A 17,575-nucleotide genomic window follows, 5' to 3' on the forward strand; every position below is an offset into this window, starting at 1 on the left:
CCTCAACGCTCGCATAGCACCATAAGTTTGAAGAAATGGAACCTGAACAACATCAGAGGCTTTTTCAGTCTTTAGGTATGAAACCTGAAGACTGAAAAAGTACAAGAGGTATTTATGAATTTTACCTTATCCCAAGTCTAAAAAATTCAAGGTAGGACAGCTGGAGCTATTCTATAAATTTAAGCTCCAGCAGCTCCCAACCTACCTATAGAACAGCTTTCAATCGCTCTTTAAGGGAGGATATAAACACCTTATCCTTCCCCCCAAGATTGGAAACATAAAGTATAAAATCACTACCATCTTTTCTGACAACCGTTACCGTAGTGGTATCACCTAAAGAACTGGACCAGTCTACCTGTAGATCCTCAATATCCTCGTAAGATGCCATTTCCTTTTCCAAAATATCCCCATCTTTCCAATAGGAAAATACATGGCGTTGTGTAAAACCATTGCCATCTTCACTCACGAATAGAAGCGCGTCACTATAGAAATATGCTACCTCATCAGTAGCCTTTAGGATCCCCTTTCTCTGCATAAACTTGAGGTCCCTATCTGATATCTCACTTCCTTCAACAACCTTGTCGCTAGCTAAAATACCAAACTCTCCACCGACCACCAGCCCACACACCGGCAAGCTCAACACCACTAACAAAGCATGCCTAGCACGCCATTTGGAACCCTCAATTACCGCTGGTGACTTATCGCCATTCACAAACAGTAAATAGTTTGCCAATGGCAATACTGTTAGCACGGTTAGAAGCTGGAACACCAGGGGGTAGCCCGTATATCTACCCAAGACTGGTGAGATCAAAAAGGTAATGGCCAATACAACTGCAAATCCTTTGTTTGGCAAATATGATTTACCATATCGATTTTCACTATCTTCACGGAGTTTATTCCAAAGGGGGAAGTACCAGAACTTGTTAAAAATACCTCTAGCGAGCGGCATGATCGCACTACGTTCCTGCTCCCGGATATATTTGAAGTTTCTATAAAACCAATAAACACCAAAAATTCCGAATGTAAAAACCCACATCGCCGTCAGCTTACCCAGGGAGACAGGGTAAAAAATCGTATCTTCCTTTACAGGGTTCTTCCATCTATCAAAGCGCCACATAAAGACCAGGAAGACATACATTGCTGCATAGATATAGATATACGTAGCGGTCGATAACTGTGATAAGAAACCACTCTCAGTATCTCCTGAGGTATTTGCATAAGACTGATAGATACCGTAACTCAGTTGATTCTTGAGTTTGTTAATAGCTTCTACGTAGGCTTGATATTCACTCGGCTTAACATGATCAACCTTACTGCGGTATATGTATTTCAGTGAAAGTGTCTTACTGGTTTCCTGATAGGAAACCTCATTTTTGAAATAGAAAAAGCTGTTATCTTCCTCAAAATACTCACTATCAAAAAACCAATCGTCTCCTTCGAAGTGAATTTCAATAACCTGCTCTATATGCTCTGGATACGATAAAGCCAAGGGATGGTGCCTATCCTGATCATCCGGCTCAGATACCCATGGGCTAACAATGTTTGCATAAAAATCAACCTCCTGGCGCTTTCTATCTGGTTTATCTTCCCAGAAATTTTCCAGCTTATATTGCTCATGAGAGGTGAATATATTTCGCTCTGGGTTATCTTCGAGCTCAATTAGAGCAGCGACTTCAATCCCGGAATAATAATCCTCAAAGAACTCCAAGTATTCTGTCTGTATTTGATCTCGCCCATTGCTAGCTAAACGCTGTCTCTGCCTTTCAGCGTCCTTACCATAATTTACAGTAGTGGTTGTAAAGGTTGCAGGGCCGTCATCCAGTACTGTGAACTCATCTTTTACAAATACTCCATACTTTGCGACATCTGGCTCCATATTTACCAAGTCATCAATGCCCGGCCTGAGTATTAGTGCTTTTCCATAATCTGGCTGAAAAATACTGCTCAAGTCACCATGCTGATAGCTACGCGTTGGATCTACCCAATACTCTTTGTCTTCAAATTCAAAATAGCTGATAACATGGTCAAATGACCTTACGCTGGGGATTCTATCTTTAAGTCTTGTTTCGGTATTGACTAGAGCCGGGTAGCCAACAACTCCAAGTTCTTTCAATAGAGTTAGAAACAGTACGGTTTTATCTTTACAATCTCCATATCTATACCGCAAAGTCGTGCTCGCTGGTCTGGGCTTGTGTGAGTTTTCCCCCAACTCTATCCCTAAGTAACGTATCTCCCCCTGGACAAACCGAAGTGCGGCAGAGATTTGAGAACTCTTTTCTTTGTGATTTAACTTGATGTCAGCGACTAATTTGGCTATCTCCGCATCAACATTAAAAACTCCTTGATATAACCCTAATCCCCAGACACCAACATCTTCCCAGGTTGCCAGTTCACTAAAGTAAATAGCGCCCCAAGGACTAAACCAGGAAGGAGTCCCATCGTCAGATTTAACTGGATCAAGTTTATTGTCCTCGATGACATACTCTCTGGCACCACCCAGATCTTTTTGTTTGAGTTCCAAATCGCTATTTAAAATTGAACTATAGAGAGGTGTTTGCTTCTCCCACAATATACGCAAATAGAGTCTCTCAAGTGGGACAGACCAATTCAGACTGGAGCTATATGCAAATATCCCCTGATAAACAGGATTCACCCCCGAACGCGTGTAGCTATACTCTACAACATCACCCACCCTGATATCGTCTAACAAAATATTGAGTGTTAATTGACCATGGTAGACTGACTCATCCATCTCCTCTTCGCGCCGAATATGATCTATTCGCGCAGTATTGAGTTTATTTAAAACCTGTCTATCGCGGATCACATTAAGAGTATGTAATGTAACCTTTTGATACTCTGGGTCATAATCAATACTTATCTGTGAGCTTTCATCAACCCCCTCTGGGTTAATAATGTATTCAGCCATTCGAAAGAAGTATTCAAATTCTGGCTTATCCCCCGCTTTGATCTGCGAGTCCAGAAGAAGATAATGAACCCCATCCTGGATTTTATCGATCGGCCGCTCTTTTACTTCAGGAACTACTACCTTTGTTACCCAATCTGGTATGGGAGATGTAGCAACTTCTTCTCTTGCCCAAACCTTGCCTGCGGCCAAGAATGAACAAATCACTAAAACTATTGATATAGCCGCATCAATCTTTTTCTTCATTATCTACTTTTCTACAATACTTAGAGTGGCTTTCAAATACGATATGAATGCGCACCAGTGAAACTAGGCTGCGAATCCAATTAACTCAATACCTGCTTATACAAGGGGCTTAGTAAAGGCTTTTTTCACTCGAAAGTCCAATATGGAGTCACAATACGAGCTATCCCGATCTTTTTTGTACGATAGTCCATTTACTAAGAATCTAAGACAACGTAAATAGCAGAAGATATAAGATTTAGAAGAGCTGAGACTCTCTATACTAAAACTGGTATTCAGGCTTATAAAAATTTAATCACAACCAAACTTCCCCCACAAACTACAAGTAAGCTTATAAATAAGCTTTCCTATTAACTAGGAGTTAACAGGGATAAATTTTGTAACGGTCAGCTACTGTTGGTTTACCCATAGAACAATATAGGGAAACAATTTGCTTCTAGTTAATTTGCGGCCACTGTTCATGGCAGTAGCTAATGTAAATCTCCATAGAAACCTCTTAGTTGTTCCCATTTGGCAACGGCAAGAAATCTAATAGCAGCAGTGGAGCCTAATCATCCCCGAGGAAAGTAGTCGCCCGCCTATGGCATCAAATCTTATGTAGAACAGGTGTTTCTCTTATCGCCAGCAGAAGTTGAGCTTCCGGTAGAGGCGGCCTCCATAAATAATAGGATTAATACAAATAATAGCCTGAATAACACCTGTAAACGATCAATTTAAGCATTAATAGCTGCAACTCCAACTATTAACACTTTTAACCTTTGTAGACTATAATAGCTCAAAAAGCACCCTTTAGCTCGACAAAACCTAATCAAAGGGTGGAAAGGCAACTATTATGGGATTTCACGGTCAATCAGATAAGCAAATACTTGAGTCGCTGGGCAATCGTCTCAAAAACTACCGCTTACGAATGAACCTTACTCAGGATGACATGGCTGAGCGTGCAGGCCTATCCACCTCCACCATTAAAGGGCTGGAGGCTGGTCGTGGCAGGCTTGATAGCCTTGTTGCTGCGCTGAGAGTACTTCGCCAACTTGATTCATTGGATAGCTTCTTACCTGAACCGGCAGTAAGTCCGATGCAAATTGCTACTCAAGGTAAACAGCGGCAGAGAGCCAGCCGCAGCTCACAGAATCAGCGCGATACCCTGCCCTTGAACAGCAATAAGAAAAGGAGCAAGCCGGAATGGTAAACCAGACAAATGCCGCAACAGTTCACTTGTGGGGCGAGTTGGTAGGCGCTGTCCACTGGGGTGACAGTGGTTATGGTTCATTCGAGTATGCACCGGAGTTCTTGCGTCGGGGGCTGGATATAGCTCCGATAACCATGCCTATTGAAGCTTCAAATGAGCCATATACATTTCGCGGCCTCGGTCGGGAAACATTTAAAGGATTACCGGGACTCCTCGCCGATTGCCTGCCTGACAAGTTCGGCAATGCGGTGATTGATGCCTGGCTCGCACGCCAAGGGCGAACTCCAGAGAGCTTCAACCCTATTGAGCGACTCTGTTACACCGGTACTCGTGGCATGGGAGCGCTTGAATTTCAACCGGCGGTGGACGGCACCTTCAAAGATTCTGTCGACCTGAACGTTGAAGAATTAGTCAATCTAGCTGCCGCAATTACCAATAGGCAGACGGATCTCAATACGCAATTTGGACATAGTGATACTGAAAAATCAGGCTCCTTGCTGGACATTTTGCGCGTAGGAACCAGTGCGGGAGGCGCCCGTGCAAAAGCAGTTATTGCCATGAATGATAAGGGGGATATTCGCTCTGGTCAGGTCCCCGCCCCTAAAGGCTATGACTACTGGCTTTTAAAATTTGACGGCGCGGGAGATCTTGAATTCAGGGCAAGCGATGGCTATGGGCGGGTTGAATACGCCTATCATCGTATGGCTCGCGAAGCGGGTATCAATATGGCGGAGTGCGGGCTACTGGAGGAAAATGGCCGAGCGCATTTTATGACGCGGCGCTTTGATCGGGTAAACGGGCAAAAGCTTCATATGCAGTCTCTATGTGGTATTGCGCACTTGGATTTCAACATGGCAGGCGCACACTCCTATGAGCAAGTATTCAGCATAATGCGTGAACTATATCTGCCTAAAAATGAAGCCGTTCAGCAATATCGCCGTATGGTCTTCAACGTATTGGCCAGGAATCAAGATGATCATACAAAGAATATTGCATTTCTTATGGACCCAGCCGGAGAATGGTCTCTTTCACCAGCCTTTGACCTGACTTATGCCCACAATCCTGGCGGAGCTTGGACAAGTCAACACCAGATAAGTATTAACGGAAAGCGTGATCACTTCAATTTAGATGACTTAATAACATTAGGGGAATCCATCAGTATTAAGCGCCCAATGGAGATAATTGATCAGGTCGCAAGTGCGGTAGCAAATTGGGAGCAGTTCGCTGAAGCCTCCGGTGTCTCTGAAAGCTGGACTATTGAAATTGGCCAAAACCACCGCAAGCTAACTTGAATTTTATCTATATGTTATTGACCTATCCGCTACCCACTTCTTTTGTGGCCCCAAGGATGGAGCCAGGGCTCGATCCCAAATTTTACCGCTAAAACCTTCAGCCTCCCAACCATACTCCCACGGCGGCCCCAGTGTATCTTTTAACTCCAAAGATCCCTTGTCGAATAGAACAGAGGCACCGTAAACGGGCTGATAGTCCATGAGATATCGAGGGGGATGAAGTCAAGTCCAATCGAAAAAACGACACTTCAATCGTCTTCATCTGAGAAATATCAGCTTACATTCTATTTTGGCGATTAACGTATTAAAGAGCTGCTCATGATGAAACTGTCACTTCTATTCACAATAATTTTGATTTCCCTTGCTTTTATGGGAGCTAAAACGGCAGCAGAAGAGAATAGTCATAACTCAATCAAGAATAGTGAGGGCATCATTTGTAATAATGAGTATGTTCTATGCACATCTGCCCCATGCATTCCAGATCCCAGTAATCCAGATTCAAATGCAATTTGCAGATGTGACGTTAATAAGGGGTTGAACTTCGGGTTTTCTGAATGTAAAAACCGGACTCCTGAGACTGACTCAAACGACGTCAAAAAAGCCTTATCGACATTTTCTTTCGCGCAGGCTTCCACCAAGCCTGTACTTTCCTGCCCCGAAGGTAAACCGTGGACTGATTGCCTGGATCAACCCTGCATTGTCGACCCGATGAATCCACTTAAAGCCATATGCACATGCAAGATTGTACGGGATAAGTCTTTTGTAACTTTTGGAGGCGATTGTGTTTCCCTGAGTTGTGATACGGGTTACTGGTCAGGTGCAACGGCAGAGTCCTATGTGGGAGCAAGCAGAAAACTGATGAAGGCATTTAGCTTAGATGAGGTTCCCGCCAAATATTGCGTGGGGATGAAACCTGAGGTTTCAGAATAATTTCTGCCCGATCCAAGTCACACCAATCTTTTATGTTTTTTAGAAATAGATACCCGATTCGCAGTACGGGCCGTTGATCCCTACACTGTTTAGCGGCCCATACAATTTCTGAAAGAATCACCAAGTAGATTATATTACTTTCATAATTATTAAAATTTCGGCAAAAGTTAAATCACCCTTATCGTAATTTCTGGTATGGTTAAATCAACCACAAGAAATGATTAACTAACAACTGCCGCCTAAAAAATAAAAACCAAACAAACAACACTATTTTAGACAAAAGGCACTCTTATGAGAACACGCTGTAGCCACGTTTTACTCTGGGTGGAGGATATTCATCAAGCTGTACAAGATTTTCGTCAGCTCGGTTTTTCTGTGGATTACGCCACAAAAGAAAAGAACGCCCAGCACGCCCATATTTGGTTTAGTGAAGGGGCTATTATTGAGTTATTGACATCACCATCCAATGCTCAATACTTCAAATGGATTATTGATCTCTTAGCCGGCCGGGGCGCAGGACGTAGGATGATACGTTGGTCGCAAGAAGGGGAAGGTTTTTGTGATGTTGCCTTAGTCAGTGACGATTTTGATAATGATCTTTCAGCGATGAAGCGTGAGGGTGTTCAAACCGGGCGAGTGATTCCCTGGCAACGAACCAAGCCAAACGGACAAAAAACCAGCTTCCGCTTTGTTTATCCTCGCTCTGAGCGACTGCCATTTATTGTAAGTCCATATAACCCACCTCAGTACCCTCAAGAAACAAACCATAAAAATGGTGCTACTGGCCTGAGTAAAGTGCACATGGAAGTCAGTGAACAGGACTGGAAAACTGTACAACGTTTAATCGATAAAGATTCCACATTTAATATCAAACCCGGGCCTACAACCAAAGTTACGGGTATAGAGGTTAGTGGACTGAGAGAAAATTTGGACCCGACTCTATTGCATGGGAGTACAATCAACCCAGCAAGCTAAGGAGCCTCTGAGCTATTTAGTGGATCAATCTCTACAGAGATTGATCCACTCACCATCAAGATAGATAAAACAGTCGTTAACTAAACTGTCGAAATCTCATTACAGACGGTATAGAACTCCAACTCCCGCACGACGTCCTTTTGCCGGCGCCCCTATTCTGGCATCAGGGGCAAATATCGCATTGGTGTAGCCATATAACTGATACTGCTCATCAAGCAGATTGTCAGCAAACAGATAAAGCTCCATAGAGTCCGTTTGCAGTGCTACACGAAGATCCACCTTGCTGTAAGCATCCAGGTTAAAGTGGTTTTGTGCATCTGCCGGGCGCTCATCTACATGGCGTACAGTCAAGTTAGTATTGAGAGCCGGTGCGCTTAACCCCATAAAGTCTGGCAGAGGCTGGTAGTAATTCAATGCCAGGCTAGCACTCCAGCTGGGTACGTCAGGCACTTCATTACCGGCCAAAACGTCACCGCCGGAAACACCATACACATCTTTTGTAATTTCCGTATCCAGGAAGCTCAAACCACCGGCAATACTAAACTGCTCGGTTATAAACCAATCGGCCTCAAGCTCTGCACCAAATGTCTCCGTATCTGCATTTACTGCAGCAGAGGAATAGGAAGCAAAATCAAAGCCTAACAAATGATCATCTTCCACTGAGCTAAAGAATACAGCACCACTGATATTCAGACTGTCTGACTCATTTTTAATGCCTAGCTCGAAGGTGTCGACAGTTGCGGGCTTGTAAGCAACGCTATCGGCAGACTGCAAAGCAAAGTCATTGAACCCACCGGATTTATAGCCTCGTGCGGCAACTGCATAGATATTTGTGGAATTGGACAGCGAATAACCAAGAGCCAAGCGGCCAGTTGTATAACTATCGTCCAGATCTCTTTGATCTTGAGAAACGTAGAGATTGCCATCCGTACCGTAGCTGGAATACTCACCGGCGTACTTCTTACTCTCTTGGGTGTAACGTAGTCCAGCTGTAAATTTCAGGGAATCAGTTACAGGTAATGTAGTCTCACCGTAAATAGCTTGGCTATCAGTATCGTAATCCCGGTATTGATTGGCGAAGGACACCAAATCAATTGAGTCAAAACTTCTTTCACCTTCTTGTAGATTGAGTCCAATCACCCAGAATGTAGTTGCCTCAGGCAATGAGGACAAGCGTAGATCCTGGCTGATAGTCTGCTCGTCCTGGCTATCGCCACGAAGATACTCCATTGGGAAATTGAACACTGCTTGGGCAGTCTCTTGGTCAAAACCGGTTAGGTAACTAAAATCCGTGTTGACCAATGCAGTGATAGAAGTCAGTTGAGTATTAGCCCATTGGTGATTGATTTCAGTGGAAAATCGCTCAACGGTTTTTTCATTATCGTCAAAAGCTCCTGGTGTGTGTTCACTGCCAGGGTCATCACCGAAAGGTTGTAATAACTGAAGGTTCAGAAAGCCTTCCTGTTGTTGCTTCTCAGCAATAAATAAGGCTGATGTTTTCGCACCCAAATCCCATTCCAGACTACCTCTGAAAGCCAGGTCTTTGGGTTCAGTCATTGGATCGCCGTTAGTCGTATTCTCAACCCAATGGTCCTCACTGATATGTCGGATGGCTACTCGGCCACGGAGTGATTCAGAGAATGGGCCGCTGATCACAGTTTGATATAAACTCTGGTTATCCTCTCCGAGCTCTACACGTCCGTAAGCTTCAAACTCTTCGGTTGGCTTGTTAGTGGTAATATTAATAGCGCCAGCTTCACTGTTGCGCCCGAATAAGGTCCCTTGAGGCCCCTTTAATATTTCCAGTCTTTCGATATCAAGGGTCCCAAGGGACACATTTCCCGCAGGCATAGATACGCCATCAAGGTTCACTACAACGGAGCCATCATCCTTATTTACCTGAGTCAGTGAACCAACCCCGCGAATACGGATATTTGCATCCACCGCACCACTGGAAGAATAAACATCTACTCCAGGTGCACTGCGCAATGCATCTTCAAAATTGAGCAGCAATCGGTTTTTCAAATCCTCTTCGCTAACAACACTCAAGCTAAAGGGAACATCCTTGGCTTTCTCTTTTGTAAGCCGGGCAGTAACTTCAACGACTTCCATTTCTGTTTCGGAAGAACTCTCCTTTTCCGCTCCTTCCGCCGCAGAGTAGGCTCCGGAAGCGTATAGCAGACTTGCCGATATTAGCGAAATTTGTTTCGCAAGTACTTTCTTATCAAGGTTTAAGCTGAGCATAAATTGAATTTCCTTTCTATTACTTAGGCTATTAATTGATATTCGATACTTCAGAACTCTCAGCCAGTAAATTCTGTGCAGGGTCCCGCTGATAGGAAGGCCAGATATCCAGCGCTAGAACTTTCTCCGAGGGCAGACGCTCAATCAGCGTTTTTCCATTGATGACCTCGGAATCCAACTCATTGATATCGGCTAGCAAACGGTAGCTGGCCGTTTGTGCGACCGGCTGCCATCCACCCTTCTCCCAGCGCCAACGCTGTCCGTCCAGGCGTATTTGACCGGACTCCAGGTACTCGACCGTTAGAGCTGATGAAAGAGGAGCCCCGAGCATATTTTGCGTCCGTGTCTCACCGACATAAGCGCTCAGTACATTTTCAATATTCTTCTGCTGCTTGATGTCATCGAGTAACGCGGACAGGGACTCAGGAGATTGCAGAAGCGTCCAGTCCAGTGCGGCCACCGGCGCATAGTAGCGAGTCCAACCGGAAATCGGTGCGGTGCTCAAGCGCTCAACGGGTACCTCACTGCCAGCCAAGTCTCTGGTCGTCTTATCGGAGTATCGAACCAGCACATCATCAAGCACTTCGATGCCATCGATTTCCGCTACACAAAGCAGGCCAATCGCTCCGGAAACTCCATCGCTGAGCCACGCGGAGCCGGCAATACGTCGTATGTCCGAACTTTCCAGTAAATGCTGGCGGGCCAAAGCTCGGGCGATATCGACCCGCCGCAGCCAACGCCCTGTACCTTCATCGGCAATATCCCAATGAGGCCCCTCGGACAATTGCAGCAAATTACCGCTGGCCCGTGTCTCTCCAAGTCCTCTTGGCCATTGGGCAATCCGTTTAATTTCGATATCAGTACCCAGCCGCTGGCTCACGCAGGCCTGCATCTGCCCAACGTCTTTAGCAATGGCAGAAACCATATTTGAGCGATCGGAATCATGGGAAACATCAAACCCATCGAATACCGCTAGTTTCGTATTGGGTGCCCATTGAATGGAGAAATCCAAGGGGCCATGAGTGCTCCCCTGCTCACTAAAGACATTTTTATCATCCCGTTGGATTTGGATCTGCCAGCGCCAGTCCCCCGATGGGGCCGCGCCCTCAAGGGTTGTGGCCAGTTGTGAAGCCGGCAGGCTGAACTCAGGGTTCAAGCCCAGCGCTTCACGTTCCGCTGACACACGCAAGATACGCTCGGGGTCAACACCGATACGCGGAACAATATCGCTCGCTTGTAACCAGACTCCACTGGCAGTTAGCCCTGAGGGCTCTCCCTCTGCGGACCACCCCGGCGCCGTCATTTGCCACAACAGTTTGATGTTACAACCCTGTTCAGAGCAGCCTGATATTGGCAGCGACATATGGTCGTAACGCTGATCCGGTGTGACTTCACGCCCGCCCACTAAGGCCTTAACCAATACAAATCCGTGGGGTAATTCAAACTGCAAGCCCTGCCCTTCGACATGAACTTTATGGAATAACCACTCACCTTCTACTGTTTGGTTATCCGGGTTGATATTGATATTCAATTCACCACCGGACACCTCAAACCCACTCGCTTTCGGCAGCCAATAAGATTCCCAGAGGGCATCTTCTTGTTTGAGTTGCTCTGGTGATTGATATCCGCCCTGCACTACCAGCCTATCTCCCAATACAGAACCGAGACCGAGAAGAAATAAAGCAGAACAAGCCACCAGGGCGCCCTGAGGGGCCATAAGGCGTGAACGTATCAGGGCAAAACCCTGAGACATGCGGCTATCCAGTCCACGGGGAATCAAAAGAGCGGCCAGGCCGATCATCAATAGGGCAAGCGCAACTTTAAATCCATCCAAGGCCAATAAATAACCGAACCAGGGTTCCCAACCACTGAGTGCTGACAGTTGAATATGAGCAGTGATACCCACTTCATAGGGCGGGTAATGCACCAGCTCCAGCTCATGATTGAGGACCAGAATAAAGGTCACAAACATTGACATGGAATAGGCAAAGCCCGCATGGCGGAACAATGCATGCACCAAAAGCACCATCATCGACAACTCCAATAAAGGAGCTGTCACTATCAGCAATTGATAAGTGAACGCCTGTACGATATCGACAGATGCCGGAGCGGTGAGAAGCACAGCAATAATGCCCGATAGACCCGGCAACAGGGCCAACAGCACCGTCATGGCGAATACGGTAAGGGCAACGCCAAATAATCGTGTGTAGTCGGGCGCGGGGGTTGCAGACAGCATGTCGTCAAACCCGGGCACCTGATCCCTGCGGCACACCAAGCCAGTCAATGCGGCGATTACAAAAGCAATAACCAGGAAAATAACATCCTTGAGAAGCGGCAATAGCATTTCCAAGCGCGGTGCCATAGGCCCTTCAGCGTGCCAGATGATCTGGGTAAACGAGCTAGCCACCCCCATTATTACCAGGACCGCAACACCGACCCACCAAGCGCGACTACTCCATACGTGAAATAATCTCCAGCGGGCTTCCAGCATGAGTTGACGCAGGGAGCGGCCAACCGATGCGGTATCGGGCTTAGATGGAGAGAAATCTTTAACCTTGCGAGTGGCTGCCTTTTTAGCGGCCTTCGCCCGGGCAGGTTTGGCAGCCCCTTCCAGTACCAGTGTTTCCCTTCGCAAGTATTTCAGGCAAGCCGCCAAGGCAAGCAAAGGAACAAGACACCATAGAATTCGATTCAGTACCGAACCCAAAGTAAACGGCAATAGCGAGGTTGATTTTTGCAGAGGTGTCCAGGAAGTAACCTCCGTATAAACGAAAATAAATAGCGAGGGGTCCATTACCGCAGCCAGCTGCGGATTAATATTGCCACCCCGAAGAACGATCACAGCAAACATCCACAACATCATTAAAGCCGCTGCGAGTCCAAAAGGACCGGCCAGGCTGCGGGTTCGCAGCGTAGCGACAAAATACAGAGCGCCAATACCGATGCTCGCGGGAATCTGTAACCAGATCCATGCAAATCCAAGGGCTTTCCAGGGCGCTGGGCCAATCGCTGTTTCGGGAAGCAAGCCCATCCACACCAATACCGGCGAGACCAAAAACCCTACCAGCGCAGATGCACTTAATATGGCTCCTATTACCGCAGCGCCAAGAAACCGCCCCCAAAGCATCACGCTCAGGGAATTCGGTGTTGTATAGATCACTTCATGCAGACTGGCTTTGCGGTCCCGCAAAATAGGCTGCGAGAAAACCCAGGCCCAGGCAAAAAACTGAAAGAACATACATCCCGCACCCATCAGGTAAATGAGTGACGGTGAGTTCCGGGGAATATCTGTGGCCCCCATTTTCTGCATATAGTCGGCATTGACCAAATTCAGAAGCAGGTAGATTACCAGCCCCCAGAAGGCCAAAGCCACGATGCCGCTGCTAAATCCGGCTCTTATCTCCAGCTTTGCCTCATCGGCAATAAGCGCCAGCTTGTTCATGCAGCCTCCCGCTGGTCTTTTACCTGCTCAATAGCCAGATGATAAATATCTTCCAGGCGAGGCGTGTGGGCAGTAAAACGAGAGTCTGCGGGTTTTTCCCCGTGTACGATTACCTGGGTACCATCGGGTCTGGCAATATTGTGCAGGGATGCGGGAAGTGATTCGCCACGGGGAATCAGTGCTTGCCACATCTTGTCTTTATGGGGCGCAGTCACTTCCGGGGCTGTCCCCTCAACGACAATGCGCCCTGAGGCCAATATGGCCAGGCGCTGGCACAGGTTTTCGATATCTTCAACAATATGAGTAGAGAGCAATACAATGGCATCCGCTGCGACATCCGCCAAAACACAGTGAAAGCGATTGCGTTCAGCCGGGTCCAGGCCAGCGGTTGGCTCGTCAACGATGATCAGGCGCGGCTCGCCAATCAATGCAATGGCAATACCAAAACGACGCAGCATACCGCCGGAATAGGTTGATACGGCTCGATCGGCTACATCGGCCAAATTGACCTGCTCCAATAGCCTATCCACTTCACGGCGCCTTGCGCTTGTTTCGGTGAAGCCTTTGAGCCAGGCAAAACGCTCCAGCAATGACCGCGCCGCAATTCCAGGATAGGCGCCGATATGTTGCGGCAAATAGCCCAGTTTACTGCGCATAAAGTCCGGGTTTGCCAGCACATCCACACCATCCAGCATAATCCGACCACTATCTGGTGTTTGCAGAGTGGCCAAAGTACGCATCAAACTACTTTTCCCGGCACCATTAGGCCCAAGTAATCCGTACATGCCGGGGCCAACTTCCAAATCAACACCGTTTAGTGCTTTCACCCCGTTTTTATAAGTCTTAAAGAGCCCTTCGACGATCAACCCTGATTGATTTTGCATCTCTCCTCCTAACCCGTTTTATAAGTAAAAATTCCGTAATCACTTTTTTTGTACTGTTCGTGTTTTCTTAAAACTCTAGTCGCAAGCCTGACCGACAATATCCGCGAGCGCCTGCACTGATACCGGCTCCGGTTCCCCTGGCTGGATCAACGTCGGCATACCGATTCGGGCCGTTAAATCACTCCACGCCATTGAGACACTCAATGCCCATTGACCACTTTGCTTGCGCTTCTCGGGTTGTGCGATATCAGTACAAAGCGAATGCAGAGCCTCAATAACCGCCTCCGGCCAAGTGAGGGCAAAAATATCGTGGTAACTACGCATTTCCGTATCGCCCAGGGTAACCATGCTGGGAACGGCCAGCCGCTCTGTACCCTCGCCCTTTAAAATAAGCCGGCCGGTTTGGTCCCTTGGTGAATGCAACCTGGGATTCCAGAGCACGGGGCCGTGAGTATCAGTCAAAGTCAAAACCCCAGCCTCGCCACCTATAGCAAGCCGATGTAATAGCAGTGAATGATTATCAGGGTCCTGTGGATGAACCTGATTCTGAATACGCAAAGTCATGGGCACACCACCAAAGGTAGCCGACAGACTTTGAAAAGGATGGCCCTCTGGTTGCACCGGCTCGCTAAAAGACCAGGGGCGAAGCCCGCCCACTGCACGACCAATAACATCCAATAGCGGATAGGCCATCTGGCTGTTGCAAATAGCATCGATCATTTCCAGGCGCTGGTGCCGACGCAAGTATTCTGCCGCAGCCAGGAACTGCCTGGTGGGGCGCAAATTGGGGTAGAGGGTGTTAACGGCATAGGCCGAATTCCCCTGCTTTGCAGCTAGCAGGTTGGCGGTAATTTCCTTGGTGTGGACCGGATGCTCCTGCAATACATGAATGCCTCGTTTAAGAAACGATTGTGCTATTTCAGAACCCTCGCCCCCGGTTGCACCAGAACGCACAACAACACACACAATATCAATATCATCGGGGACCTGCTCTGCCTCGGTATAGAGCGGTACTCCATATTGCTCGGCACAGCTCCTGGAATAATCACTGCCACGAGCCAATAATCCAGAGAGTTCAAAATATTCTCGGCCGGGTAGTCTGGACGATGTCAGGGCTTCGAGATAAATACGACCAAAACCTGTCCCTGCAACGACAACCCGCTTGCGGTTATCAATTCCCATTTGACTCTCCTCGGTTTTCAGCCATGGACACGGCCCATTTCTCTAATTGGTCCTTATCTATCTGCCCCTCAAGAGTCAAAGGCAATTTGTCCAAAACTTCGATATAAATTTCTGACTTAAAGTGATCGAGATATTCGGCCAGGCAATCTGCTGACAGTCGCATTTGATGTTGCTTGGCTCTACAGGCAAAGAAGCGATGCCCTTGCCTGGACAAAGGGTGTTCGGAGACAGGCAAATCCATGACCAGCTGTAAGCCGGCAGCATCCAAGGCATTGTGCCATTGAGAAAGTGACAGAAAGGTTGCACCGGTATCTGTGCGCTCATCGACGGCATCCACCAACATAAACGCCTGTGATGCCATCACCCAGAACTCCTCACTGGTTGGCTCCGTCATAATGAACCAACCACCAGGGCGCAATAACTCGGCTGCCCTGCGCAATGATGCATCTGTGTCGCGGGCGGCGTTAAAAACACCACCAGCAATAATTACATCGAAGCTATTGGGGGAAAATCCCTGGCTGCGCGGTGAACGATCAATATCAAACAATCCACGGTGCAACCAGGGGCGCTGCTCCTGATCCCCATGTTTTGCGAAAAAGCTATCGAGAAAAGCCGCAGAGATATCCGTAAACTGGTATTCAAAGTTGATATGGCCACTGACACCATCCAACACTGGCAGTAGAGCCTGGGTAGTCGACCCAGTGCCAGCACCAACTTCCAATATTTTCAGAGTCTGTTGCTGCCCTTCCCAATTATTTAAGATGGACTTCAATAAAGCTCTTACTGAATGCTGCTGGTACCTGGCCGCTATACCCTCCCGGTAAAGCGCACTCGCCAACTCAGTGCTACCACGGGGGAACAGCAGGTGCACAGCCTGGACTTTGCCCCGAATTAGATCCGGTAATTGTTCCGCGTTAGCGCGGGCGTAATCGATCGTTTTACTGGCTCCAGACAGCATCCGCCATTCCTGTTCCAGCCGAGTCCATGCTAGAGCCAAGGCAGCATCACTGTAGCTGTCTGGATCTACCTCTGGCGACCAATACTCGCCATCAGTACGAAGTAACTGCTGCTCCTGTAAAACCTTGATCCAGCGCTTGATCAAAGCTCGGTGCTGCTGAGCCACCGGAGGGGCTTCAAGTATTTCCGCTAAGCTGTGTACTGAATGTCGATCGCAAAACAATCCCAGGTGGCTGAAAGCATTCAGCATGGATAGCAAAGCAGTAGCGTTAAGTTGTTCCGTTACCTTTACCGCATGTTCCAAATCAATATGGGCAAATTCCGCATCCAGCTCGGTATTAATTCGCGCGAACAACCCTGTCATATCAAGGTTACTGGCCTCTGCCTGCATTTTGGGCTGCGCAAAGACCGCCCAGCGATTCTCTCCAGCAAGGGGAATTGTCACGGAGCTGGCGACCGCAGGGTGTTTCGCCACACTTTCGACAAGAGTCGCAAGCTTTTGGGTCTGGGCTTGCTGGACCTTTGCAACGGGTTCTATACCTTTATCGGTACAGACCCAACCGGAAATATCGTTTGCCAATAAGCGTTGAATATCCCGCAACAGAGATTGTGATAGCAAGACATCGGTTTCATACAAAAGGCATTGCAGGCTTTTGAGATTGGTCAAGGCCAATGCCGGGTGTGCGGCCAAGCCTTTTAGCAAAGTTGACGTCAATACCACACCGGAAAACCCTGAACGCTCCAGAGCAACCAGCGCTTTAGCTGGGTTGATAGCGGGGTCCTGCAATCGCACAGGTAGCCCACAACTCCATGCTGCGAAAATACCAAAGCGAGCAAATTCATTGAGCGGAGAAAATACGGCGACCTTTCCCTGAATAGGCCCCAAAGCTTCTTGCTGCGCTTCGAGTAAGGTCAGGTTTGTCTCCACGGTGGTGTTTTCTGCCAGCAATACCGAAAACTCACCTCGATGGCCTTCTAACGCATTCGGGATTTGTACCTCTAAGGTCAAGCAATCCTTCTCTGGGTTCGCCTCAGGCACAAGTTCAAACCCGATGCCCAGCCTTAGTGCCACCAGGTGCATCAGCAGAGGCAACCCATTCCCAGAATTATCAGCTTGCCAGAGTAGTGTTTTGCCTCGCTGTGAGCCCTGTTCTGCAAGCTGCTCATTGAGCTTTGCAACCACGGAACCAGTCCAAGTCAGCACCTGACTGCCACTCCAGTCACAGCCTTCAAGTGATAATGCGGGATATTCACCCAACTGTTCCAAACCACTTAAAATATTTGCTGCTATTGCTTCTATTTTCATCACAGTCC

At 47.6% G+C, this 17,575-nt stretch carries 10 protein-coding genes; 4 read left to right on the forward strand and 6 right to left on the reverse strand.

What is annotated here, in order from left to right:
- Positions 1–205: 205 nt before the first annotated feature.
- The gene (locus ACJJI1_RS19965) at positions 206–3,169 is read right to left on the reverse strand and encodes a DUF3857 domain-containing transglutaminase family protein (RefSeq protein ID WP_444957769.1); all 2,964 of its coding nucleotides are present in this window, start codon (positions 3,167–3,169) and stop codon (positions 206–208) included.
- A gap of 829 nt (positions 3,170–3,998) precedes the next feature.
- Here ACJJI1_RS19965 and ACJJI1_RS19970 point away from each other — a divergent pair.
- The 4 genes from ACJJI1_RS19970 to ACJJI1_RS19985 all read left to right on the forward strand — a co-directional run bounded on the left by ACJJI1_RS19970 (position 3,999) and on the right by ACJJI1_RS19985 (position 7,552).
- Positions 3,999–4,355, forward strand: a complete 357-nt coding sequence (locus ACJJI1_RS19970; RefSeq protein WP_282932855.1) for a helix-turn-helix transcriptional regulator — start codon at positions 3,999–4,001, stop codon at positions 4,353–4,355.
- Entirely contained in the window at positions 4,349–5,647 is a 1,299-nt protein-coding gene (locus ACJJI1_RS19975) for a type II toxin-antitoxin system HipA family toxin (protein ID WP_444941692.1), read from the forward strand. Before ACJJI1_RS19970 ends, ACJJI1_RS19975 begins: the two co-directional genes overlap by 7 nt.
- Before the next feature lie 318 nt (positions 5,648–5,965).
- Positions 5,966–6,577, forward strand: a complete 612-nt coding sequence (locus tag ACJJI1_RS19980; RefSeq protein ID WP_444893936.1) for a hypothetical protein — start codon at positions 5,966–5,968, stop codon at positions 6,575–6,577.
- Positions 6,578–6,868: 291 nt separating this feature from the next.
- Positions 6,869–7,552, forward strand: a complete 684-nt coding sequence (locus ACJJI1_RS19985; protein ID WP_444927896.1) for a VOC family protein — start codon at positions 6,869–6,871, stop codon at positions 7,550–7,552.
- 99 nt (positions 7,553–7,651) lie between these two features.
- On the opposite strand, the gene ACJJI1_RS19990 is transcribed toward ACJJI1_RS19985, so the two are convergent.
- The 5 genes from ACJJI1_RS19990 to ACJJI1_RS20010 all read right to left on the reverse strand — a co-directional run bounded on the left by ACJJI1_RS19990 (position 7,652) and on the right by ACJJI1_RS20010 (position 17,567).
- Positions 7,652–9,796, reverse strand: coding sequence for a TonB-dependent receptor (locus ACJJI1_RS19990; protein ID WP_444957770.1), 2,145 nt, complete (start codon positions 9,794–9,796; stop codon positions 7,652–7,654).
- A gap of 31 nt (positions 9,797–9,827) precedes the next feature.
- Positions 9,828–13,238 (reverse strand): ABC transporter permease, encoded by a 3,411-nt coding sequence (locus ACJJI1_RS19995; protein ID WP_444957771.1) that lies wholly within the window; start codon positions 13,236–13,238, stop codon positions 9,828–9,830.
- The gene (locus ACJJI1_RS20000; protein WP_444957772.1) at positions 13,235–14,122 is read right to left on the reverse strand and encodes an ABC transporter ATP-binding protein; all 888 of its coding nucleotides are present in this window, start codon (positions 14,120–14,122) and stop codon (positions 13,235–13,237) included. The genes ACJJI1_RS19995 and ACJJI1_RS20000 overlap by 4 nt, the downstream gene beginning before the upstream one ends.
- A 75-nt stretch (positions 14,123–14,197) precedes the next feature.
- Complete coding sequence (locus ACJJI1_RS20005) at positions 14,198–15,304, reverse strand: Gfo/Idh/MocA family oxidoreductase (protein ID WP_444908236.1); 1,107 nt, start codon at positions 15,302–15,304, stop codon at positions 14,198–14,200.
- Positions 15,294–17,567 carry a class I SAM-dependent methyltransferase gene (locus ACJJI1_RS20010; RefSeq protein WP_444957773.1) on the reverse strand — a complete coding sequence of 758 codons (2,274 nt, stop codon included), beginning with the start codon at positions 17,565–17,567 and terminating at the stop codon, positions 15,294–15,296. Before ACJJI1_RS20010 ends, ACJJI1_RS20005 begins: the two co-directional genes overlap by 11 nt.
- Between the last annotated feature and the right edge of the window lie 8 nt (positions 17,568–17,575).

It is taken from the genome of Microbulbifer maximicatervae (SeqCode) (assembly GCF_052467065.1).